The 22,531-nt window shown below is 64.5% G+C and carries 18 protein-coding genes; 6 read left to right on the top strand and 12 right to left on the bottom strand.

The genetic code is table 11. The annotated features are described in order from the left end of the window. Positions 1–11: 11 nt before the first annotated feature. From VOI18_RS08110 to thiE, 5 genes are all read right to left on the bottom strand, one after another. Positions 12–647, bottom strand: coding sequence for a hypothetical protein (locus tag VOI18_RS08110; protein WP_323761893.1), 636 nt, complete (start codon positions 645–647; stop codon positions 12–14). Positions 648–830: 183 nt separating this feature from the next. Next, positions 831–1,628, bottom strand: a complete 798-nt coding sequence (locus VOI18_RS08115; RefSeq protein WP_323761894.1) for an inositol monophosphatase family protein — start codon at positions 1,626–1,628, stop codon at positions 831–833. Between the two features lie 4 nt (positions 1,629–1,632). Continuing rightward, complete coding sequence (efp, locus tag VOI18_RS08120) at positions 1,633–2,199, bottom strand: elongation factor P (protein WP_323761895.1); 567 nt, start codon at positions 2,197–2,199, stop codon at positions 1,633–1,635. A 117-nt stretch (positions 2,200–2,316) separates the two neighbouring features. Beyond that, entirely contained in the window at positions 2,317–3,522 is a 1,206-nt protein-coding gene (locus VOI18_RS08125) for a tetratricopeptide repeat protein (RefSeq protein ID WP_323761896.1), read from the bottom strand. Positions 3,523–3,594: 72 nt separating this feature from the next. Further along, positions 3,595–4,212: a thiamine phosphate synthase gene (gene thiE / locus VOI18_RS08130; protein ID WP_323761897.1), complete on the bottom strand. Its 618-nt coding sequence runs from the start codon at positions 4,210–4,212 to the stop codon at positions 3,595–3,597. A gap of 181 nt (positions 4,213–4,393) precedes the next feature. Here thiE and VOI18_RS08135 point away from each other — a divergent pair, with 181 nt between their 5' ends. Together VOI18_RS08135 and VOI18_RS08140 are read left to right on the top strand one after the other, a co-directional pair. Then, positions 4,394–4,858, top strand: coding sequence for a peptidase S1 (locus VOI18_RS08135; protein WP_323761898.1), 465 nt, complete (start codon positions 4,394–4,396; stop codon positions 4,856–4,858). Between the two features lie 161 nt (positions 4,859–5,019). Then, the gene (locus VOI18_RS08140; RefSeq protein ID WP_323761899.1) at positions 5,020–5,904 is read left to right on the top strand and encodes a hypothetical protein; all 885 of its coding nucleotides are present in this window, start codon (positions 5,020–5,022) and stop codon (positions 5,902–5,904) included. Between the two features lie 117 nt (positions 5,905–6,021). Here VOI18_RS08140 and VOI18_RS08145 read toward each other — a convergent pair whose 3' ends face one another. From VOI18_RS08145 to gap, 3 genes are all read right to left on the bottom strand, one after another. After that, on the bottom strand, positions 6,022–7,059 hold the full coding sequence (locus VOI18_RS08145) for a class I fructose-bisphosphate aldolase (RefSeq protein WP_323761900.1): 1,038 nt from the start codon (positions 7,057–7,059) through the stop codon (positions 6,022–6,024). A 176-nt stretch (positions 7,060–7,235) separates the two neighbouring features. Beyond that, the gene (locus VOI18_RS08150; RefSeq protein WP_323761901.1) at positions 7,236–8,447 is read right to left on the bottom strand and encodes a phosphoglycerate kinase; all 1,212 of its coding nucleotides are present in this window, start codon (positions 8,445–8,447) and stop codon (positions 7,236–7,238) included. A gap of 24 nt (positions 8,448–8,471) precedes the next feature. Then, on the bottom strand, positions 8,472–9,482 hold the full coding sequence (gap, locus tag VOI18_RS08155) for a type I glyceraldehyde-3-phosphate dehydrogenase (protein ID WP_323762001.1): 1,011 nt from the start codon (positions 9,480–9,482) through the stop codon (positions 8,472–8,474). 384 nt (positions 9,483–9,866) lie between these two features. Here gap and VOI18_RS08160 point away from each other — a divergent pair, with 384 nt between their 5' ends. The 3 genes from VOI18_RS08160 to VOI18_RS08170 all read left to right on the top strand — a co-directional run bounded on the left by VOI18_RS08160 (position 9,867) and on the right by VOI18_RS08170 (position 13,748). Next, positions 9,867–11,075, top strand: coding sequence for an NAD-dependent epimerase/dehydratase family protein (locus VOI18_RS08160; protein ID WP_323761902.1), 1,209 nt, complete (start codon positions 9,867–9,869; stop codon positions 11,073–11,075). A 126-nt stretch (positions 11,076–11,201) separates the two neighbouring features. Beyond that, complete coding sequence (locus tag VOI18_RS08165) at positions 11,202–12,572, top strand: DUF1800 domain-containing protein (protein WP_323761903.1); 1,371 nt, start codon at positions 11,202–11,204, stop codon at positions 12,570–12,572. 9 nt (positions 12,573–12,581) lie between these two features. Next, on the top strand, positions 12,582–13,748 hold the full coding sequence (locus VOI18_RS08170) for a DUF1501 domain-containing protein (protein ID WP_323761904.1): 1,167 nt from the start codon (positions 12,582–12,584) through the stop codon (positions 13,746–13,748). 71 nt (positions 13,749–13,819) lie between these two features. Here the strand turns inward: VOI18_RS08170 and argE are convergent, their stop codons facing one another. Continuing rightward, on the bottom strand, positions 13,820–14,989 hold the full coding sequence (gene argE / locus VOI18_RS08175; protein ID WP_323761905.1) for an acetylornithine deacetylase: 1,170 nt from the start codon (positions 14,987–14,989) through the stop codon (positions 13,820–13,822). Between the two features lie 247 nt (positions 14,990–15,236). Here argE and VOI18_RS08180 point away from each other — a divergent pair, with 247 nt between their 5' ends. Continuing rightward, positions 15,237–16,796, top strand: a complete 1,560-nt coding sequence (locus tag VOI18_RS08180) for a pilus assembly protein TadG-related protein (RefSeq protein ID WP_323761906.1) — start codon at positions 15,237–15,239, stop codon at positions 16,794–16,796. Positions 16,797–16,839: 43 nt separating this feature from the next. Here the strand turns inward: VOI18_RS08180 and VOI18_RS08185 are convergent, their stop codons facing one another. The 3 genes from VOI18_RS08185 to VOI18_RS08195 all read right to left on the bottom strand — a co-directional run bounded on the left by VOI18_RS08185 (position 16,840) and on the right by VOI18_RS08195 (position 22,394). After that, positions 16,840–17,550 carry an FKBP-type peptidyl-prolyl cis-trans isomerase gene (locus VOI18_RS08185; protein ID WP_323761907.1) on the bottom strand — a complete coding sequence of 237 codons (711 nt, stop codon included), beginning with the start codon at positions 17,548–17,550 and terminating at the stop codon, positions 16,840–16,842. Between the two features lie 24 nt (positions 17,551–17,574). Continuing rightward, positions 17,575–20,451, bottom strand: coding sequence for a M16 family metallopeptidase (locus VOI18_RS08190; RefSeq protein ID WP_323761908.1), 2,877 nt, complete (start codon positions 20,449–20,451; stop codon positions 17,575–17,577). An 83-nt stretch (positions 20,452–20,534) separates the two neighbouring features. After that, positions 20,535–22,394, bottom strand: a complete 1,860-nt coding sequence (locus VOI18_RS08195; protein ID WP_323761909.1) for a dipeptide ABC transporter ATP-binding protein — start codon at positions 22,392–22,394, stop codon at positions 20,535–20,537. Between the last annotated feature and the right edge of the window lie 137 nt (positions 22,395–22,531).

Here is a 22,531-nt window from a genome sequence, read left to right on the forward strand (position 1 = left end):
ACGCAGCCGCCTCAGGACGGCGCGCGGGACAGGAATTCAACTTCCAGGACGCGACCATCGCCGAGTGTCGTCTCAAAGCGTGCTTCACCGCTCGGAGGCACGACAATGCCGCGATCGGTAACCGTCTCGACATCGGCCGACGGCGTTTCCCAGATGCGCAGGACGGCATGGGACCCACCGTCCGGACAGGACGTGCCATCATCCGCATCACAAGCCACCGCAGACAGCGCGTAACGCAGACCTTCGCCCAACGTATCGCTGACGGCGGCATTGTCGTCAAAGTCGGTCTCGCCGTGGGAGACGATACGGCCCACGCCGTCATCAACGGCGATCTGGTAGGCCAGCCGGACTTCGGCGGCGGCGACAGGCGCCAGCAGCAGGCTGCCCGACAGAGCCGCCACCAGGGCGACGGACGAGACAGCCGCACTCACGGGGCGGAAGAGAAGGTTTTTCAACATTGCAGGGATCCATTGGCTGAGGGTGTGAAACGCCACGAACAACCCCATCAGGCTGCGCAATACCGAACTGGCCGGCCGGTTGACGGCACGACAGGCGTTCAGGAAGGCGGACTTGTCCTCCTCGCTGACACGCACCTCGACCGACACGGTCTTTTTCGGTTCACGCTGTTTCGAGTTGTTGTTTCGCATGGCCCAGACCAAGTGGTTCTTCTGCCCGAAGAATGTAACTTGTTTCGCGTCCGGAGGAAAAACTATCGTGTCCGGACACGCGCAGGGATGCAGAATCCAAAGGGGACAGGTGTCATTAACGCGTGGCTCGTTGGTCGTCCTGGACCCTTAGTCGACGCGTTAATGACACCTGTCCCCTTTGGATCAGGCCGCCGCCTTCTTCAGACGCTCGACCACTTCGGCCAGCATCGGTTCGTTGCCAGCGGCGATATTGCCGGTTTCCAGCAAATTGTCCGCCCCGTCAGCTTCGGCAACGAAACCGCCCGCCTCTTTGACCAGGACGATGCCGGCGGCGATGTCCCAGGATTTCAGATTGCGTTCCCAGAAGCCGTCATAGCGACCCGCTGCGACCCAGGCGAGGTCGAGCGCGGCAGAGCCCATGCGGCGAATGCCGGCGCAATGCGGCATGATCTGGTGCAATTCCTTGAGGAAGCGCGCCTGGCCCGGCTTGCCGATATAGGGCGTACCGGTGGCGATCACCGCCTCGTCGAAATGCTTGCGCTCAGCAACCCGCAGACGGCGGTCGGCCAGCCAGGCGCCGCGACCTTTTTCGGCGTGAAACATCTCGTCCGTAGCGGGATTGTAGACGACACCGGCAACCAGTTCGCCCTCACGCTCGAGCGCGATCGAAACAGAGAAGTGCGGCATGCCGTGCAGGAAATTCAGCGTGCCGTCGAGCGGGTCGACGATCCAGCGGTGCGAGCGGTCACTGCCTTCGACGATGCCGCGCTCCTCCATCAGGAAGCCATAACCCGGACGGGCCTGGCTCAAACGGTCGTAGATGATGTCCTCGGCCTTGTGGTCGGCCACCGACACAAAGTCGGCGGGACCCTTGCGCGAGACCTGCAGGTGCTCGATGTCGCGAAAGTCGCGATTGAGTGAGCGGCCGGCGCGGGCGGCGACATCGGTCATGACAGTGAGGAGCGGAGACAGCGTACCCATGGTGTCAGTCCGCCCGCTTCACGTAGGAGCCGTCTTCGGTGGCGACGATGACCTTTTCGCCAACGCCGACGAAGGGCGGCACCGAGGAACGCACGCCATTGGACAGGATGGCGGGCTTGTAGGAATTGGCAGCGGTCTGCCCCTTCACCACCGGCTCGGTATCGGCAACTTCCAGGGTCACGTGCTGCGGCAGGGATATGCCGATCGGACGTTCCTCGTGGAACTCGACAACGACATTCATGCCATCGGTCAGGTAGGAAGCGCGTTCCTCACCAACGAAATCCAGTTGCAGCTCGATCTGTTCGTAGCTTTCGGCATCCATGAAGGTGAGCATGTCGTCGGCGGCGAACAGGAAGGTGTGGTCCTTCTGCTCGAGGCGCACTTTCTCGACCTTGTCGGCAGCCCGGAAACGTTCGTTCAGCTTGCGACCGTCGAGCAGGTTTTTCAGCTCGACCTGGGCGAAGGCGCCGCCCTTGCCCGGCTTGACGTGGTCCGTCTTGACCGCAACCCACAGCGTGTCCTGGTGCATCAGCACGTTGCCGGGGCGGATTTCGTTACCGTTGATTTTCATGCTTCACCTGTTGCCGCCGTCAAGCGGATGACCTGTCGCGCCGCCGCGCGCGCGCGGCAAAGTGGCGCTCTCCTATCAGCGGGCATGGCGAACGGCAAGCGGCGCGGCCTTTACGGCTCAGCGCAGTGCCTCGAACTCGGCCCGGATCCGCTGCCGGACATCGGGCGCCAGAGCGCCTTCCAGACCCGCTTCCAGACGCTCCCGGTCACGATCATGGACCGGCGCACCGAGATGGTCGATCGAGGCCAGAAGCGTCCAGCGATAGGCCATTTCCAGATCCTGGGGGACACCTTCGCCGCGCGCCAGCATGAAGGCGTAGAGGAACTGGCTCTCGGCGTCACCGCCACGGGCACCGCGCGAAAACCAGTAGGCCGCCATTTCGACATCGGTGCCGCCGCCGCGGCCCTGATACATCATCAACCCGTACTGACCCTGGGCCGGCGCATAGCCACTCTCGGCGGCGATCCGCAGCCATTCGCGCGCGGTTTCATCGTCCTGCTCGCCGCCCTCTCCGTCTGCCCACATCATGCCGGCCTGGAAGGCGGCCTCGGCGAGACGGTCATTGGCGGCGCGCTCATACCAGACCCTTGCCCCGGCCGCATCGCGGGGGCCGCCCTGTCCGGCATCCAGCAACTGGGCGAGCTGGTACATGCCCTCGGCGGAGCCCTGCTGCGCCGCCCGACCGGCCCATTCCCGTGCCGTGATGGCATCCTGGGGCACCGGCGAGGCCCGCAACGCGATCGCGTGCTCGACCATGGCCGGGATATGGCCGGCCCGTGCGGCCCGCTCAAACCACGGCTCGGCCTGTCCGAGGCCCAGCGAGGCATCGCCCAGACGGGCCAGCTGACCCAGATTGTAAAGCGCGACCGGGTCATTGCGGTCCGCCGCCCGGTTGAACCAGCGAGCCGCGGCCGACAGGTCGACCGGGCCACCGGCCCCATTGCGCGCCATGATGCCCGACAACAGCGCCGCATCGACGATGCCGCCGACAGCCGCCGTCTCGGCATAGTTGCGGGCTGACGCCCAGTCCTCGCCGACATAGGCGACCTGGGCGCGATACCAGGCCTCATCGGCACCACTGACGCCCGCCGGCAGGTCAGCCGTATCGGCGGCAAGCCCTTCGGCCGCGGCACTCTGGACCTCTTCCGGCAACAGGATCAGCTCCTGCGGGAAGACCGGGGCCAAGGTGCCGCTGGTCACATCGTCGGAGGTCTGGTCTTCAAGGTCGGACATCAGCTGTGCCGACGCGGTCGGGATCGCCGCAAGGCAAAGCGCGGCACCGGCCAGGGCGGCAAGGAGGGGAGCATTCAGTCGCGTGATCATGCCTATCCTAGAGCGCGTCGAATGCGGCACCGTCAAGGCCGGGCTGCGCAAGCTGGGTGAATTGTAATCCGCTCAGGCTTCGCCGGTCAGTGCCGCAAACGCCCGCACAGCCGCTGCCGGACCGTCGGCATGTTGCCAGACGCCGCCACAAACCGCCAGAAAATCGGCGCCCGCTGCGACCAGCGGTGCGGCATTGTCCGGCGTGATGCCGCCAATGGCGACGCAGGGCAGCTCGAACAATTCCACCCACCAGGTCAGCAGGTCGGTCGTGGCGACATGTTCGGTCGGCTTGGTCTGGGTCGGATGGAAGGCCCCGAAGGCGACATAATCCGCCCCGGCCTCACCGGCGACCATGGCGAGGTGACGGCTGGCATGGCAGGTCACACCAATGGTGCGGTCCTTGCCCATGATCGCGCGGGCCTCCTTCACGCGACCGTCGGACTGGCCGATATGGACGCCGTCACAGCCCAGCCGGTCGGCCAGCTGGGGACTGTCATTGAGGATGGCCGCCACACCGCGCGACTGGGCCGCCTTGATCAGGGTCGGCGCCAGCTCCATCAGCTCGGCCTCGGAATGATCCTTCAGGCGGATCTGCAGGGCCGAGACCGGGCCGGCATCGAGTGCGCTTTCCAGCGTCGCCAGGAAGTCGACATCAATGCGGGGCGGAGTGATCAGGTAAAGCTGGCTCATGCGCCGTCTTTTGGCAGGACTGGCCATTTCACACAATGCCACTCACACAATGCCGCGGCGTCGCTGGAAGATGAACATCACCCATTCGGGTCATTCATCTTCCTTTCATCCAGTTTATACAAATGTGTCGCGCAACACGGGACGGCCTGCTGCCTTCGCGTTTCAAACAGGGGAATTTTACATGTCTTTCAAAACCATTCTTGCCGCCGGCATTGCTGCCGCTTCCTTCGCCGGCCTGGCCGCTGCCCAGGACTGGTCGCTTCAGCCGACCTTCGGCACCGTCAACCTGAACTCGGGCTTCACGCCGGATCCGTACACCGTCGCCATCACCGCCGGCGGCACCATCGAAGCGTCCAACCTGTCCTCGTCCTGCCGCGGCATGATTGCCAACGCACCGGACTTCCGCCTGAATTTCGCAGCCGGTTCGCTGCCGCTTTACATCAGCGCCTATTCCGACGCCGACACGACCCTCGTGGTCAACGGCCCGGACGGGTCCTGGTACTGCAATGACGACACCAATGGTCTCGACCCGGCCCTGGCCTGGGGAAGCCCGGATTCCGGCCAGTACGACATCTGGATCGGCACCTACGGCACCAACAGCGACCTGGCCTCCTCGACGCTGCACATCTCCGAGCTGCACGACTAAGCTCCGGCGATAGCACCAAACGACGAACCCCCGGCCAGATGGCCGGGGGTTTTTTTGTTCAGGACCTCGGCGGATGACAATGCTAGCCTGCCCGGGGAACGGCCTGCGTTCGCACCGATCAATCCTGATTGTGCGAGCAGCGGCCAGCCAGGGGGATACTCATGCACAGACAGACAATCATGGCAGCCTCACTGAGCGTGATGGCGCTGGTTGCGCTCGCCGGTAACGCAAGTGCTCAAACGGCCAATGACGATCCGACCTCGGGAGTACTCAGCCTGGATCCGGCTCAGGGATCACAACGTTTCGACATGTCGATCACGGCCGGCGGGGACATTGAAGCCGATGATCTGGGGCGGGACTGTGCCGGGGATATCTCCGATGCTCCCAGCTTGCGACTACGCTATGGATCGGGCGGCGATACGCTGCGGATCATCGCCACTTCCAATACCGACACATCACTGGTCATCCAGACGCCTGCAGGCGATTGGCTGTGCAATGACGACGCCATGGGCGGGCTGGACCCGATCATCAGCCTGAGCTCACCGGCTGCGGGCGACTACGCCATCTGGGTGGGACGCGTGTCGTCTTTCTGGGGGAGCGGCGACGCGGAGCCGGTTGAATTGACCCTTCTGGACATCGACGGCGACGCGGCCACACCCAGATATCTGCCAACGCCTGGCACACTCGAACTCTCGCCGGGCTTCCAGCCCTCCGAAATCGGGGTTCACGTGCATGCCAATGGTGCCGTTCGCCCACGCGCCTGGGACAATCGCTGCGGAGCCGCCGCAAGTGAAACATCCGCGCTAAACCTGAGCTATGACGGGACCGGTGCCGGCCTGGATATCCGGGCAGAGGCGCAGGAGGATGTCACCCTCCTCGTTCGATCGCCGGATGGCAGTTTCGCGTGCAATGACGAGCTGGAATCCGTCGACTTTGTCAGCATCCCAAACGCTGGGGCCGGCCAGTATGTCATCTGGGTAGGCCCCCAGACCGATGAGGCCCGCCGGTCACTGGTCCCCGTCCGACTGATCCTGTCTGAATTCTAGCCGGCGACGACCGCCGCGCTGCCGGTCGCGCCATGTGCCAGGCGCGAAGGTGTGAAGAAAAAGCCCCGGATCGCGCACCGCCATCCGGGGCTTTCCTTCGAATAGGAGGGGGCCGGCTTAAGCCGTCTCTTTTTCCATCGCCGGCGTGTACTCACCCAGCGAGGCCAGGCCGTTCATGCGGGCGCGGTGGTTGAAGGCGGCTTGGGCGGCGTCATAGTTCGATGCCTTGCCGGCCCAGGCTTTCAGCGGGGCGGCCTGCAGGGCGCGACCATAGGAGAAGGTCATCGGCCAAGGCAGGTCATAGGCCTCATTCATGATCGACAGGTGCTCGGTGGCTTCCTCGTCGGACTGGCCGCCGGACAGGAAGGCAATGCCGGGCACAGCTGCCGGCACGCAATTGGCCAGGCACTGGACGGTCATGTCGGCGACTTCCTCGCGGGTCGCGCGATCGTCGTTCTTGGTGCCGGAGATGACCATGTTCGGCTTCAGGATCGTGCCTTCCAGCACGACGCCCTGGTCGAACAGCTCGCGATAGAGGGTCTTCAGGGCGAACTCGGTGACTTCATAGCAGCGCTCGATCGAGTGATCGCCGTCCATGATGACTTCCGGCTCGACGATCGGAACGATATTGGCTTCCTGGCACAGCGCCGCATAGCGGGCCAGGGCATGCATGTTGGTGTTGATGCAATACTGGCTCGGCACGCTTTCATCGCTGCCACCACCGATATTGACCACGGCGCGCCATTTGGCGAAGCGGGCACCCAGCTCGTAATAGTCGGCGAGGCGGTCGCGCAGGCCGTCGAGACCTTCGGTGATCATTTCGCCTTCGGCACCGGCCAGCGGCTTGGCGCCCATGTCGACCTTGATGCCCGGGATCGAGCCGGCATCGGTGATCAGCTTGGTCAGCGCGGTACCGTCCTTGGCGCTCTGGCGGATGGTCTCGTCATAGAGGATGACGCCGGAGACGTGCTCTTTCATCGCGGTTTCGGTGCGGAACAGCATCTCGCGCCAGTCGCGGCGATTGTCCGGCGTGTTGTCCAGGCCGATCGAGGCAAAGCGCTTGCCGATCGTTCCGGTCGACTCGTCTGCCGCCAGAATACCCTTGCCCGGGGCCACCATGGCGCAGGCGATTTCGTTGAGTTGATCGAGATCCATCAGGATACCCCCAGCTGTTCAAGCATGTTGAGACAGGCGCCCGCCTGCCCGTTCCGACTGTCGCCCTTTTAACGCGGGGCGACGCAAATTCCCACCGCTTCCGCGCAATTCCTGCGCGGTTTTCCGGGACTTATGTTACCGATACCAGCCAGCCCGTGGCGAGTCATCCCGCCGGGTCAAGCGACCAGTTCCGGAGTGCCCATGACCGCCGCCACGCCGGGCAGGGTCTTGCCCTCCATCCATTCCAGGAAAGCGCCGCCGGCCGTCGAGATGAAGGTGAAATCGTCTGCCACGCCGGCCTGGTTGAGCGCCGCGACCGTGTCGCCGCCGCCAGCGACCGCGATCAGCTTGCCCCCAACCGCCGCGCGGGCGGCGTGGCGGGCCGCTTCGACCGTCGCCGTGTCAAACGGCGGCGTCTCGAAGGCGCCCAGCGGACCATTCCAGATCAGCGTCGCCGACGTGTCGATCGCCTGGCCGAGCGCGACCACCGTCGCCGGACCACAATCGAGGATCATTTCATTGTCCTGGACGTCGGTCACCGCGGCGAGGCGGGTTTCCGGATTGGGCTTGAACTCTTTGGCCAGCACCACATCGCTCGGCAGCATCAGCTTGCAGCCGCTTTCTTCCGCCGCCGCGAGTATGGCCCGCGCCGTATCGACCAGATCCCTTTCGCACAAGCTCGCCCCGACATTGACGCCCCGGGCGTGCAGCAGGGTGTTGGCCATGCCACCACCGACGAAGAGCGTGTCGACCTTGGTCACCAGGTTCTGCAGGAGGTCGATCTTGGTCGAGACCTTGGCCCCGCCCACCAGGGCGATGAGCGGACGCTTGGGGCTTTCCAGCGCCGCGACCAGATGGTCGATCTCGCGCTGCAGGGCCAGACCGGCATAGGCGGGCAGATGGTGCGTCACGCCTTCCGTCGAGGCATGAGCCCGGTGCGCGGCGGAGAAGGCATCGTTGACGTAGAGATCGCCGAGCGCGGCCAGCGCCTTGGCAAAGCCGGCCTCATTCTTCTCTTCGCCAGCCTCGAAACGCGTGTTCTGCAACAGCAGCACGTCGCCATCGGCCATCCCGGCCACGGCAGCGGCGGCATCGTCACCCGCGACATCATCCACGAAGCTGAGCTCGACACCCATCAGATCGGCCAGGGGCTGGCAGACCGGCTCCAGCGACATCGTATCGACGCGCTGCCCCTTGGGACGGCCGAAATGGGCCATCAGGATCACCTTCGCGCCGCGCTCGACGAGATGGTCGATGGTCGGCAGGGCCGATTCCAGACGCGTCGCATCGCTGACCTGCCCGTCTTTCATCGGCACATTGAAATCAACGCGGACAAGCACGCGCTTGCCGGCGACATCGGCATCCTGGATGCGGCGGATCGTGGTCATGACGAAGCTCTTTCGCGGCGAGACTTAAAGGAATTTGCCCATGGCGACGGTGGTGTCGATCATCCGGCAGGCAAAGCCCCACTCATTGTCATACCAGGTCATGACGCGGGCCAGCCGCTTGTCGATGACGTTGATCTTGTCGATGGCGACGATCGAAGACCGGCTGTCGTGATTATAGTCGATCGACACCAGCGGGATGCTGTCATAACCGAGCACACCCTTCATCGGACCGTCGGCGGCCGCCTTGACGGCAGCGGCGAGTTCCTCGGCGGAGGTGTCACGGCCCGGTGTGAAGACCAGATCGATCAGCGAGACATTCGGCGTCGGAACGCGCACGGCAGCACCGTCGAGCTTGCCGACCAGTTCGGGCAGGACCAGGCCGACGGCCTTGGCGGCACCGGTCGAGGTCGGAACCATCGACATGCCGGCAGCACGGGCGCGGTGCAGGTCCTTGTGATTGCGGTCCAGCGTCGGTTGGTCGCCGGTATAGGCATGGATGGTGGTCATGTGACCGCGCTCGATGCCGACCGCGTCATTGAGCACCTTGGCGACGGGCGCCAGGCCATTGGTCGTGCACGAGGCATTGGAGACAATGATGTCTTCGGCGGTCAGCTGGTCGTGATTGACGCCATAGACGATGGTCTTGTCGGCATTCTTGGCCGGAGCCGAGCAGAGGACGCGTTTGGCACCGGACTCGATATGGGCCATCGAACCCTCTTTCGAGTTGAACTTGCCGGTGCACTCGAGGACGATATCGATGCCCATCTCTTTCCAGGGCAGCTTGCTCGGGTCGCGGTTGGAAACCTTCTGTATCTTGCCAAAGCCGGCATCGATCCAGTCATCACCGACCTTGATCTCGCCGGGATAACGACCGTGCACACTGTCATAGGTCAGGAGGTGGGCGTTGGTTTCGGGCGTGGAACTGTCGTTGATCGCCACGATCTCGACCTCGTCCCAGCGCTTGTTCTCGAGAACCGCGCGCAACGCCAGACGGCCGATACGACCAAAACCGGTAATCGCAACCCGAAGGGCCATACTCATCTCTCCTGATCAGCTCGACCGGACCCTGTGCGTCCGGCAGAAGTTGGCGCGGATTTAGCGACCTTTGACGCCCTAGTCCACCAATGCTGTGCGGGAATCCGCCGGAGACGGAATTTTTCCCATTTCAGGGCGCGCCAGTCGTTTTACCCGGAACCGCGCGCATTCCCGCAATTTTGGTGCCGGTGACGGGAATTTCCTGCATCAATCTCCAATGATACCGCTATCGGCTGCACCAACGCCTTCCCGCAGCACGGCGCGCCGGTCGGGGCCCGTCGCCCTTCGCGGCAGCAGCGTCCGCAGCAGGCCACCCCTTGCCATGCCCGCGCGCCACTGCGAGAACAAAATGTCTAGGGATTTAACGTCAAGGGCAGACGTCGCATGAAAGTAATCGTTCTGGGCGGAGACGGCTTCTGTGGATGGCCGACCGCACTTCACCTCTCCAATCTCGGCCACGACGTCGTCATCGTCGACAACCTGTCGCGCCGCAAGATCGATATCGAGCTCGAGGTCGAGAGCCTGACCCCGATCCGGCCGATGTCGGAGCGCCTGGCCGCGTGGAAAGAGGTGTCGGGCCGCGACATCGCCTTCGTCAACATGAATATCGGCAAGGACTATCAGGAACTGGTCGACCTGATCGAAGCCGAGCAGCCTGACACGATCGTCCATTTCGCCGAACAGCGCGCCGCGCCCTATTCGATGAAATCAGCCCGCCACAAGCGCTACACGGTCGACAATAATCTCAACGCCACCAATGACGTGCTCGCCGCCATCGTCGACAGCGGTCGCGACATCCACCTCGTTCATCTCGGGACGATGGGCGTCTATGGCTATGGCACCGCCGGGATGAAGATCCCCGAGGGCTATCTGAAGGTGAAGATCGAAACCGATGAGGGCCTGAAAGACCAGGAAATCCTCTACCCGGCCAATCCGGGCTCGATCTATCACATGACCAAGACCCAGGATCAGCTCTTCTTCCATTTCTACAACAAGAACGACAAGGTGAAGATCACCGATCTCCACCAGGGCATTGTCTGGGGCACCCAGACCGAAGAGACCAGACGCGATGAGCGCCTGATCAACCGCTTCGATTATGACGGCGATTACGGCACGGTGCTGAACCGCTTCCTGATGCAGGCCGCCGTCAACTATCCGATGACCGTGCACGGGACGGGCGGCCAGACACGGGCCTTCATCCATATCCAGGACACGGTGCGCTGCATCCAGCTGGCGGTCGAAAATCCGCCCAAGCCGGGCGACAAGGTCCACATCCTCAACCAGATGACCGAGACCCACCGGGTCCGCGATCTGGCCCGGATGATCTGCGACCTGGCCGGCGCCGAGATGCAGCTGGTCCCTAATCCGCGCAATGAGGCCGACGAGAACGACCTGCATGTCGAGAACAACACATTCCTCCAGCTCGGCCTCCAGCCGACCACCCTGGCCGACGGCCTGATGGAAGAAGTCACCGACATTGCCCGCAAATATGCGGACCGCTGCGACAACTCGAAAATCCCGTGCATCTCCTACTGGGGCAAGGGCCGGGAAGATGCGGCGGCAGCACCGGCGGAGACCACAGCGGCTGAGTAGTTTCCACTCGCCATTCGCACACAAAGGGCGCCCGCTGAGGCGCCCTTTTTTGTGCTTCTTGCCGGAAGCGCGACGGAAATGCCGGCGCCGCCCGTATAATAACGGGAATGGCAGGGGAGTTTCGCGATGAGTCGACTGGATACCGCCATAGCCCTCACCCGCTTCGGCGTGGGCGCCAGACCCGGCGAGATGGACCGGATCGGATCCGCCGGCCGGGACTGGTTGCGTGAGCAGATTGGTCAGGTGGAAACGCCGCAAGGGCGCGACTTGCGGACGTCCCGCGAAGCGATCCTTTACTTCCGCGAAGAATACCAGCCACGCCTTGCCGCGCTGCAGGATGGCACAACCGAGGACCCGGAACGGGCCCGCACCGAGCTCGGTCGCCTGCTCCGCTCAGGTTCGGCCGCCGCCATTCTGGCCCGCACCCAGCTGGCCCTGACGACCGAGGCCGGATTCGTCGAGCGGTGGGTCCGTTTCTGGTCCAATCATTTCAGCGTCTCGATGACCTCGCCGCCGATGGCCCTGCTCGCACCGACGCTGGAGATGGAGGCCATCCGGCCGCACGCCTTCGGCCGCTTCGAGGACCTCCTGCTCGCGGCCGAACTGCACCCGGCCATGCTCTTCTATCTCGACAATGCCAGCTCGGTGGGTCCAACCTCGCGTGCCGGCCGACGACGGGGTCGCGGCCTCAATGAAAACCTCGCGCGTGAGACCCTGGAGCTGCACACGCTCGGCGTCGATGGCGGCTACAGCCAGGACGACATTGTCGCGTTGGCACGTCTTCTGACTGGCTGGACCATCGGCAATGAGCGCCTGCGCCATCGCAGCAACCAGATCGGCCGGACCGTATTTGACGAACGCATCCATGAGCCCGGTGCGCAGACATTGCTCGGCGAGCGCATTTCAGGCGCGGCCGAAGACAAGGCCCCGACGGCCCTGCGGCAACTGGCCCGACACCCCAGCACTGCACAGTTTGTGGCCACCAAGCTCGCCCGGCACTTCATTGCCGATCATCCGGACGCCGCTGACATCGCCCATATCGCCCAGGCATTTATCGACAGCGACGGTGACCTGGCTCAGGTCGCCAACGCCGTGATCACAGCGCCCGGCGCCTTCCAGCCGGACCCGCAAAAGTTCAAGACGCCGGAGGAATACCTGGTCTCGACGGTGCGCGCGCTCAATCTGCCCCGACTCCAGATGCGGGCCCTCCGGGCATCACTTGCCGCCCTCGGCCAGGTGCCGTTCCGGGCCCCTTCACCGGCCGGTTGGCCGGATACCGAGGCGGAATGGGGCGGGCCGGACGCCCTCATGAAACGTCTCGACTTTGCCAATGAGCTGGCCCGGCGGGTCGGCGCCAGTGCGCGGCCGCGCGAACGCGCCCCGGAAATCCTCGGCCCGCGGCTCGAGGGTGCCACCGCCCTCGCCATCGCCCGGTCGGAGTCGGCCGAACAGGGTCTGACCCTGTTGCTCATGTCGCCCGAATTCCTGCGCCGCTAGGAGATCACCATGACCCGTTTCCCGCTTCACCGACGCGCCCTGATGACCGGTGCCCTCGCCACCGGCGCCCTGGCACTGGGTGGCCCCGGCATCGCCCATGCCCGTACCGCAAGCGACCGCAAACTCGTCGTTGTCATCCTGCGCGGTGCCATGGATGGCCTCGCGGCGCTGATCCCTGCTGGAGAAGCCCGGTATCGCGAGCTCCGGCGCGATCTCGCCATTTCCGGCGGATTCGATGTCGGTCAGGGCTTTCGGCTCCATCCGCGCCTCACCAATCTGTACCGGGCCTGGGGTGACAATGAGCTGGTCTTGCTGCCGGCAACCGCGACCGGATATCGCGAACGGTCGCATTTTGACGGCCAGGATTATCTGGAAGCGGGCACCGCGGTAATCCGCGATGGTTGGCTCAACCGCGCCCTGCAGCTGACCCGGCCGAACCCCTCCGCGGTCGGAATCGGCCAGACCGTTCCGCTCATCCTGAGGGGTAATGCCGCTGCGACATCGTGGTCACCGGGCGTCCTGCCAGACCCCAGCGACGACACGATCAGCCGGCTCATCGACCTTTATGCCGGCGACCCGAGGCTCGCCGAGACCCTCGCCATGGCCGTCGAGACGGATGCCATCGCTGGCGGCATGTCGATGGCCGGCATGGGCGGTGGGAGCGGGCCGGGCCAGGCCTATGTGCAAACCGCCCGCGCCGCCGCCAACCTGCTCGCCGCGCCGGACGGGCCCGGGCTGGCCGTTATGAGTCTGGATGGCTGGGACACCCATGTCCGCCAGGGCAGCGATGAGGGTCAGCTCGCCAACCGGCTGGGCGCGCTTGACGAGGCCCTGGGCATCCTGCGCGACGGGCTCGCGGCGCACTGGCCGCGGACCGCGGTACTCATGGTCACAGAATTTGGCCGCACGGTCCGCGCCAATGGGTCCGGCGGAACCGATCACGGCACCGCAGGTACTGCCTTCCTGCTGGGAGGGGCCGTCCGGGGCGGCCGCCTCATCGGCGACTGGCCCGGCCTCGGGACGCTCCATGAGGACCGCGACCTGATCCCGGCCAACCGAACCGAGGACCTGTTCCGAACCGTCCTCGCAGAGCATTGGGGTCTGGCCCGCAGCGATCTGGACAGGCACGTGTTTCCGGACCAGCCAGGCGCCGGGTTTGAGGGCCTGATCGGATAGACCTGCATACTCGGCGCAAACCGGGCTGGGCCATTCTGGAAACGTCGCGCTTTCAGCCCGGTTCCAGGCCGCTAGCCCTCCAGGGCCCGCACCATTTTTTCCAGAAACACGCAACACTGATCGAGTTGGTCGATCGCCACGAACTCGTCGGGCTGGTGTGCCTGGCTGATCGAGCCGGGGCCGCAGACGACGACGCTGAGACCCGCTGCCTGGAACTGCCCGGCCTCGGTACCGTAGGACACGACGCGGGTGGAATTGTCGCCGGTCAGCTGACGGGCGAGGCGTTCCGCGGCGCCGTCCTGTTCCGGCGCAAAGGCGGGGACGTCAGAGCGGACCTTGATCTCGATCGAGGCATCCGGCGCACTCTTTTTCATCTCCGCCTCGATGATGGCGGCGCGCTCGCGCAGGCCGGCGGCTATCGCGTGCGGATCGTCCCACGGGCAGGGCCGCATCAACGTGCCGAATTCGCAGTCCAGCGCCAGAATGTTGAGCGCGGTGCCGCCCTTGATCTCGCCGATGGTCAGCGTGCCATGTGGAGGATTGAAAGGACTGTCGGCGGGCGCGGCGGCCACCATGGCTTGCGCCTGATCGACCAGGTACTGCATCAGCGGCACCGCATGGGTGATGGCGCAGGCGCCATCCCTCACCAGCGAGGAGTGCGCTTCACGGCCCCGCACTGTCACAATCACCGAAAACAGGCCCTTGTGGGCCGTGACGACTTGCATGTCGGTCGGCTCACCCACCACCACCATGGCCGGCTTCACCGGTCTCTCCATGATGCGGTCGATCAGTGCCGGGGCGCCCAGACAGCCGACTTCCTCGTCAAAAGACAGGGCGATATGGACCGGCTTTTTCAGGTCCGCCGCGGCAATTTTCGGCGCCAGGGCCAGAATGCAGGCGGAAAACCCCTTCATGTCGCAAGTACCGCGGCCATAGAGCCGGCCATCGCCCTTGTCGGTCAGCAGCCAGGGATCAGAGGTCCAGGGTTGGCCATCGACCGGTACGACATCGGTATGGCCGGACAGGACCACACCACCATCGATCGCCGGACCGAAACGGGCATGCAGGTTGGCCTTGCTGCCGTCCTCATTGGGGATGCGTTCGCACACCGCTCCCAGCGCCAGCAGCCTGGCTTCGACATGGTCGATCAAAGGCAGGTTGGAGTTGCGCGAAGTGGTGTCGAAAGCGACCAGATCGCGCAGTTCGGCAATGGCGGTGTCGAGATGGGTTGAGGCGGGCATGGCGACAATCTGATCCGTATTTGATTGCGGCTGTTATGGAGTTTTTCACGGCGATATCAAACAACGCTGCACCGGGCAGGCCAAAGCAGGCATCCTGTCGGCTTCAGCACGGGACCCGACGACAAAATACGGCCCACGCGTCCCGATCCGGATGCAGGCCGAATTAACGTCCCGATAACCGTGACTTATAACACCGCCTTAATCCCCCATCGCTAGGATTGAGCGCATTGTGTACGGGATAAATGCCATGCCGCTCAAAGGCCTGATCAAACTTGGCGCCCGCTTCTGCCGCGAGACCCGTGGCAATGTGGCGACGATTTTCGCCCTCACACTGGTCCCGGTTGCCCTGCTGTCGGGCGGCGCGGTTGATCTGAGCCAGTCGATGAACGCCCGCTCGCGTTTGGCCCAGGCCCTGGATGCGGCCGCCCTCGCGGTCGGCGTCAATACCAGCCTGTCGAGCGCGGAAGCGACCAGCATCGCCAATGATTTCATCGACGCCAACTATCCCGGCCGGGAGCTCGGCGTCGTCCAGAACGTCAATGTCCGCATCGATGACGTCACCGACACGGTGACCGTGTCCGGCGAGGCGCGGGTCCGCACCACCATGCTCGGCATGATCGGACTCGACTACATCACGGTCCACTGGGAGAGCGAGGTCCAGCGGGCCCGCCAACGGTTGGAACTGGTCATGGTGCTCGACAATACCGGTTCGATGGGCGGCTCGAAGATCCGCAATCTGCGCGACAGTGCCGAGCTGCTTACCGAAATCCTGTTCGACGCCGCCGATGATCCGGAGGACGTCAAGATCGGCCTGGTGCCCTTCGCGGCGACGGTCAATCTGGGCACCAATTACCAGCGCGCCTGGTGGCTCGACCCCGATGCCCTGTCTCCCCTGCACGCCGAATGGGCCGGCGGCAGCACGGTCGAGGTCGAGACCTGCACCGGGCGGCGCCGGCGCCGTCGCTGCACGACCGAGGAAATCACCATCAATCACTGGGACCTGTTCGACGATTTGCGCAACACGTCCTGGGGCGGCTGTGTGGAGGCCCGCGCCATCCCGCACGACATCGAGGACACCCCGCCGTCTCGCGGCAATCCGCAAACCCTGTTCGTGCCCTATTTCGCGCCGGACGAGCCGGACAATGACAGCGATTATTCCAACGACTATCTCAGCGACGGCCTGACCGGCGGCCTGCTGGGACGCCTGCTCAACCTCGCCAAGTATGACCGGGGCCGGCCCAGCGGTGGCAGCCCGAACATGGCCTGCACAACGGAACCGGTCACGCCGCTGACCACCGATCGCTCGCGTCTGCTCAACGCCATCCGGGACATGGATGCCAGCGGGACCACGAATATCCCGCAGGGTGTCGGCTGGGGCATCCGCCTCCTGTCCCCGCAGGAGCCCTTCACCGAAGGCGCGGCCTATGACGACCGCGAGATCATCAAGGCGATGGTCATCCTGACCGATGGCGAGAACGTTCTGAGGGGGCGCTCCACGGATCTGCGGTCCGATTATTCTGCCTATGGCTTTTCGGCTCACGGACGGTTGGGCACGACTTCATCGAGCAGCAGTACCTTGTCGAACCGCCTGGACAACCGGCTGGAAGACGCCTGCATCTATGCCAAGGCCCAGGGCATCCGCGTCTACACCATCACCTTCCAGGTCAACTCCAGCTCGACCCGCAGCCTGATGGAGGATTGCGCCAGCCATCCGAGCCTGTACTTCGACTCGCCGTCATCGGAAGCGCTGGAAGACGCTTTCGAGATGATTGCCGGCGACCTGACAAACCTGCGCCTGTCGCGTTAAACGACAGGCGTCAGGTCGTTTCATTCAATTTCCGGACGTCGGCTCAGCCCGGCAGGTCGAGCAATTCCAGCTCGAACACCAGTGCCATGTTCGGACCGATCGGTCCGCCCGACGTGCCGCGCATGCCGTAGGCCAGGTCCGGATGGATGAAGAGTTCCCAGCGCTCACCAACCTGCATCAGCGGCAGGGCCTCGACCCAGCCGGCGATCAGGCGATCGGACGGGAAGGTCGCCGGCTCGCCGCGCGCCCATGAGCTGTCGAACTCCTCGCCATTGAGCAACTGGCCGCGATAATTGACCGTTACCATATCGCCACGCATCGGGCTCGCGCCCTCTTCCACGGCGGTCCGGATCCGGAACATCAGGCCCGACGGCAGGGCGAACACGCACGGCTCGTCTCGCATGGCGGCCAGATAGGAATCCGCCTGGGCGCCATTGGCCGCCGGGTCGGTGGCATCCTCCGGCAGGTCGACCAGCGGAATGGTCACGCTCTCATCGACGGAGCAGGTGCGCGCCTCATCAACAATCAGCTGGCGCGCGATCAGTTGATCGAGATTGGGAACGACGCGCTGTGCCAGTTCGAGGCGGGCGCGCAGGGCGGCCTCATCACCGGTGGCGACGGGTTCGGTTTGCGTGGTGTTTGAGGTCATGGTCTCGGTTTCAGTCTCGGTTTCCGGTGTGGCCGTGTCGACGGGTTGCGAACAAGCCGACAGCGCCAGGGCGCAGCAGGTCGCGGCGAGGGCAAAACGGGTCATGGTATCAGTCCTGTAGGCTGGAAGTTATTCGGCATCGCGCGGCACGATGGTGACGCGCCAGCTGCGCTCGGGAGCGATGTAGGTTTCGGCCAGGGCGACGAGATCCTCGCGGGTCACGTTTTCATAGTCCGACTGCAGGGACCGGATCCGGTCGAGCCGGTCCGGATGGGCCCAGGACTGTGACAGCCAGGCCATCCAGGCGCCATTGCTCTCGCGTGCATTCTCGATCTGTTCAAGCAGGGGCGTGCGCGCTCGCAGCACCTCATCATCGCTGATCGACCCGGCTGCCAGGTCGGCGGCCAGCTCATTGATCGCAGTGTAGGTCTGGTCAAGCGTCTCGAGGCGGACATCGGCGCCGACATAGAGATATCCATACCCGGGATAGACATCGGACTCGCTCGCCGCGTTCGAGGCCGAATAGGTCAGCCCTTCCCGTTCGCGCAGGCGCTCGGTCAGCTTGAGATCGAACACCGCATTGAGCAGCGACATCGCCCGCGTACGGGCCGGGTCACTGTCGTCGAAGGTCGGCCAGTAGACATTGGCGCGGGCCTGGTCGGCCGGTCCATTGTGCTCGAGCACCACCGGCTCATCGACCGGTTCCGGGAAGACCAGCGTGCGGGCCTCGTCATAGTCGGGCCAGCTGTCGGCCCGGTCCGGCAGGGCGCCCAGGGTCGCGGCCAAGGCATCGACCAGGGCGCTCTCGCTGACATCACCGACAATCGTTACCTCGATCGGCGCGCGTTCCAGCGCCGGCGTGAGAAACTCGCGTACCGCCGCCATGTCGACACCGGCAACCTGTTCCGGGTCGGGCAGGCCATAGCGCTCATCCCCGGACCGGATCAGCCGTGCAACCTCGGCCGACATGACACCGCCCGGCGTGGCATAGGCGTTGCGGCGGATTTCCGGGATCACGGCGCGGAACTGGTCCATGCCTTCCTGGCGCCAGCCCGGATCGGTGAGGAAAGCGGTCAGAAGGTCCATCTGGATGCGCAGGTCGCCCGGCGTGGTCGCCGTGTTGAAGCTGAAACTGTCATCCCCGACACTGAAGCTGTAGCCGATATTGCGGCCCGCCAGGACACGGCCGAGTTCATCGGCAGAATGCGCCCCCAGGCCGGACGCCGTGAACACGGACCCGGCGATGATGTCGACCGCCGGCATCGCCCGCGGTTCCAGCTCGCCGCGGCCGAAGTCGAGGCGGACACGGACTGTTCCGTCCTCGAAGTCAGTCGGTTTGAACGTTACCGCCACGCCGTTTTCAAAGCGCAGGCGGACCAGGCCCAGATCGGCAATTTCCTCCCGCGAGGCGATCGCGCCGGCCGGGCCGAAATCAGTGTAGGCGAAGTTCAGCTCGCCCTGGTCTTCCGGCGCTTCGACGGGTTGGGTCGCGCTGGACTGCCAGGCGTCGATCAGGCGCGATTGCGGATCTTCCAGCTCGACCGAGGTGGCAAGGAAGAGCAGCGGTTCAACCCCGTCCCAGCGGGCCCGGAAGGCTGCCGAAACAGCCTCCGGGGTCACGTCCGGCAAGGTTGCCTCGAAGCGCTCCAGCATAGATTGCGGCGTGGTCAGGACCTGGTCCGAGCGCCAGTTCGACCAGATCTGGTCGGCAAGGCCGGAGGTCGGCCGCGTGCCCGCCTGCTCGGCACCATCGCGCAAGGCCGTGTGCAGATTGGCGATCTGTTCGGTCAGCTCGGCGCGGGTGAAGCCATGCTCGAGCGCCCGGCGCAATTCCTGCTCAACCGCAGCGACGCCCTCTTCCCAGCGCTCCGGGCGGGCTATCGCCAGCACCGACGCCCGGTCGGCAACGCCGAAATCCGAGCCGTGATTGGCCGCTGCCTGAATCAGCGGCGAGGTGCCCGAACTGGTCAGGGTGGCGAAACGGCGACTGAGAATCGCGTCACCGATATTGGCCAGGTTATTGTCAAAACGGGCCGCTGCACTGTCGAGGACCGGCGTGAAGGGGCGCACCGCATCGACCGTGAAGATGGTGTAGATTTCCGGGTCATGGAAATAGCCCGCCGAGATCGGGCGGTCTGCCGACACGGTGCCAAGGTCGGGATCTTCCCGCGGGGTCTCGAGACCGTCCCAATCCGCGAAACTGGCCTCGATCCGGGCAATCACGGATTGCGGATCAACATCGCCAACCACGACGACCATGCCGCGCTCGGGCGTGTAGAAATTCTCGTAGTAGTCGATAAAACGGTCGCGTTGGGCGTTTTCCAGCACTTCGGTCGTACCGATGGCATCGCGATCCGGGATCAGCGTGTCGGGCAGGCGAAAGCGCCACAAGGCATTGTTCCAGCGACGGATCGGGGTGTTGCGGACGCGTTCCTCCGACAGCACCACGCCGCGCTCTCGGTCGATCGCCTCGGGGTCGAACAGGATTTCGCTGGCAGTCTGGCGCATCAGGAACAGCGCGGTCTCGACCGCATCATCGCCGGCATCGGGCAGATCGAGCTGGTAGCCGACGGTCTCATAGCCGGTGAAAGCATTGGTATCGGGCCCGAATTGCAGGCCATAACGCTCCAGCAGGGGCACCATCTCGCCCTCGGGCACGTCGGTGGTGCCGTTGAAGGCCATGTGCTCGATGAAATGGGCCAGGCCGCGCTGGTCGTCGGCTTCGCCGAGCGAGCCCATGTTGAAGACCATCCGCACCGAGGCGACATTGGGCGGCGTCTCATTGGTCCGCACCGCATAGCGCAACCCGTTCTCGAGCTGGCCATAGATGATGTCCGGATCGGCGGGAAGGTCCGTCACCTCGTGGACAAAGGCATAGTCGGTCGGGATAGCGGCGGCCGGTTCAGCGGCTTCCTGAGCCGGTTGGCAAGCGGCGAGCGCCACAGCCAGCACGACAGTCGCTGTCAGGCCGGTGACGCCCGTTCCCGTTCCGAATTTCAATGCCATCTATGCGCTCCAGGTCATGGTTTCAGGACCGGAACCTAGTGGTGTCCGGTCCAAAGTCGAGTGAATTAGCCGCAAACCACGTATCAGTCGGCAGGGCGCTCGAACGGGTCGTGTTCGGCGACCCAGTGCCCCTCGGCCACTTCCATCAGCTGCGGTCGGTACTGGTCGGCATCAGGATCGTCGACCAGCTTGGACTTCATGAAGCGGAGCTGGGCCCGGCTGTCCATGGGCGAGGGAAGCTCGCCGTCCAGCTTGACGCGGACACGCGCCTTCTCGACCACGGGATCCGGCACCGGCACGGCAGAGATCAGTGCCTGGGTGTAGGGGTGACGGGCATCTTCATAGATGGCGGTCCGGTCCGCCAGCTCCACGATCCGGCCGAGATAGAGGACCATGACCCGGTGCGAGACCTCTCGCACGACGGACAGGTCGTGCGAGATGAAGATCATCGACAGGTCCATTTCCTGCTGCAGCTTGATCAGGAGCTCGACGATCTGGGCCTGGATCGACACGTCGAGCGCCGACACTGCCTCATCACAGATGACGAGTTTGGGCCGCAGGATCATCGCCCGGGCGATGCCGACGCGCTGGTTCTGGCCGCCCGACAATTCATGCGGGTAGCGATTGATCATGTTCGGGTCGAGGCCGACCTTTTCCATCATCTCCTTGACCACGACTTCCCGTTCCGCCCGCTTCATCGACTTGCGGAAAGTCAGAAGCGGTTCCTCGATCGAGGCACCGATGGTCATGCGCGGGTCGAGCGAGGCAAGCGGGTCCTGGAAGACGATCTGGAATTCCTCGCGGGTCTTGCGCAACGCGTCGCGCTTGAGACCGAGCAGGTCGCGACCGATCCACGACACGGCGCCTTCCTGGGCCGGAACCAGACGCAGGACGGCGCGGGCCAGGGTCGACTTGCCACAGCCGGACTCGCCAACCACGCCGAGGGTTTCGCCGGGCCTGAGGTCGAAGCTGATGCCGTCGACGGCGCGCAGCATCTTGAAGGTCGGACGCAGGCCTCCGCCGACCTGGATCGGGAACTGGACCTTGACGTTGTCGACCGCGAGCAGCGGCTCGGCGTCGGCCGCGGCGGCAACCGGTTTGAGCGTCGTATGGCCGGGCCGGTCCGGCCGATCAAGGCGCGGCATGGCTTCCAGCAGCATGCGCGTATAATCATGTTGCGGATTGGCGAAGATGTCCTCGATGGTGCCACCCTCGACATAGACGCCGTGCTTCATCACCTGGGCCCGGTCGGCCATGCGGGCGACGACGCCCATGTCATGGGTGATCAGGGCCAGCGCCGCGCCGGTCTCGTGCTTCAACTCGTCCATGATATCGAGCACTTCAGCCTGGACCGTCACATCAAGCGCGGTGGTCGGCTCGTCACAGATCAGCAGGTCGGGCTCGCACAACATCGACATGGCGATCATCACACGCTGGCGCATGCCACCGGACAATTCATGCGGATACTGCGCCAGTCGGCGCTTGGCCTCGGGAATGCGGACCCGGTTGAGCCAGTCCAGGGCGCGGGCATCCGCCGCCTTGCCGCGCATCTTCATGTGAATGCCCAGCACTTCGCGCATCTGGTCGCCAACCGTCATGTGCGGCGTCAGCGAGGTCAGCGGGTCCTGGAAAATCATCGTCATCGAGCGACCGCGGACCCGGTTCAGCTTGCTCGCGGACAGGCCGAGGATCTCCATGTCGCGGTACTTGATGGAGCCGGTCGCCTTGCCGTTCGAGGCCAGCAAGCCCATCGCTGCAAGGAAGGTCTGGCTCTTGCCGGACCCGGACTCGCCGACAATCGCCAGGCATTCCCCGGCATTGATCTCCAGCGACACACCCTTGACCGCCTCGACCTCGCCGTCGGGGGTCTGGAAGTTCACATTGAGGTCGGAGACCTGCAGGATCGGTGCTGTCGCGGACAGGCTGGCATGGGCCTTGGGCACAATTATACTCCCCAAATACTCGGTAGCGGGGGAGCATATCGACACAATGGCTCATGACCAGCCTCGTTCTCAGGCCCAGCTGCCCGAGGGGCGGGATGTCTTTGCGTGACGGCACCACCGCGACGGTGCTAAGTTTC

Origin of the sequence: Maricaulis sp. (assembly GCF_034670125.1) — a bacterium.
Lineage (GTDB): Bacteria > Pseudomonadota > Alphaproteobacteria > Caulobacterales > Maricaulaceae > Maricaulis.

Coding starts and splice junctions, on each gene's coding strand:
- VOI18_RS08110 (WP_323761893.1), bottom strand. CDS start 647: ATGCGAAACAACAACTCGAAACAGCGTGAACCGAAAAAGACCGTGTCG.
- VOI18_RS08115 (WP_323761894.1), bottom strand. CDS start 1,628: ATGGGTACGCTGTCTCCGCTCCTCACTGTCATGACCGATGTCGCCGCC.
- efp (WP_323761895.1), bottom strand. CDS start 2,199: ATGAAAATCAACGGTAACGAAATCCGCCCCGGCAACGTGCTGATGCAC.
- VOI18_RS08125 (WP_323761896.1), bottom strand. CDS start 3,522: ATGATCACGCGACTGAATGCTCCCCTCCTTGCCGCCCTGGCCGGTGCC.
- thiE (WP_323761897.1), bottom strand. CDS start 4,212: ATGAGCCAGCTTTACCTGATCACTCCGCCCCGCATTGATGTCGACTTC.
- VOI18_RS08135 (WP_323761898.1), top strand. CDS start 4,394: ATGTCTTTCAAAACCATTCTTGCCGCCGGCATTGCTGCCGCTTCCTTC.
- VOI18_RS08140 (WP_323761899.1), top strand. CDS start 5,020: ATGCACAGACAGACAATCATGGCAGCCTCACTGAGCGTGATGGCGCTG.
- VOI18_RS08145 (WP_323761900.1), bottom strand. CDS start 7,059: ATGGATCTCGATCAACTCAACGAAATCGCCTGCGCCATGGTGGCCCCG.
- VOI18_RS08150 (WP_323761901.1), bottom strand. CDS start 8,447: ATGACCACGATCCGCCGCATCCAGGATGCCGATGTCGCCGGCAAGCGC.
- gap (WP_323762001.1), bottom strand. CDS start 9,482: ATGGCCCTTCGGGTTGCGATTACCGGTTTTGGTCGTATCGGCCGTCTG.
- VOI18_RS08160 (WP_323761902.1), top strand. CDS start 9,867: ATGAAAGTAATCGTTCTGGGCGGAGACGGCTTCTGTGGATGGCCGACC.
- VOI18_RS08165 (WP_323761903.1), top strand. CDS start 11,202: ATGAGTCGACTGGATACCGCCATAGCCCTCACCCGCTTCGGCGTGGGC.
- VOI18_RS08170 (WP_323761904.1), top strand. CDS start 12,582: ATGACCCGTTTCCCGCTTCACCGACGCGCCCTGATGACCGGTGCCCTC.
- argE (WP_323761905.1), bottom strand. CDS start 14,989: ATGCCCGCCTCAACCCATCTCGACACCGCCATTGCCGAACTGCGCGAT.
- VOI18_RS08180 (WP_323761906.1), top strand. CDS start 15,237: ATGCCGCTCAAAGGCCTGATCAAACTTGGCGCCCGCTTCTGCCGCGAG.
- VOI18_RS08185 (WP_323761907.1), bottom strand. CDS start 17,550: ATGACCCGTTTTGCCCTCGCCGCGACCTGCTGCGCCCTGGCGCTGTCG.
- VOI18_RS08190 (WP_323761908.1), bottom strand. CDS start 20,451: ATGGCATTGAAATTCGGAACGGGAACGGGCGTCACCGGCCTGACAGCG.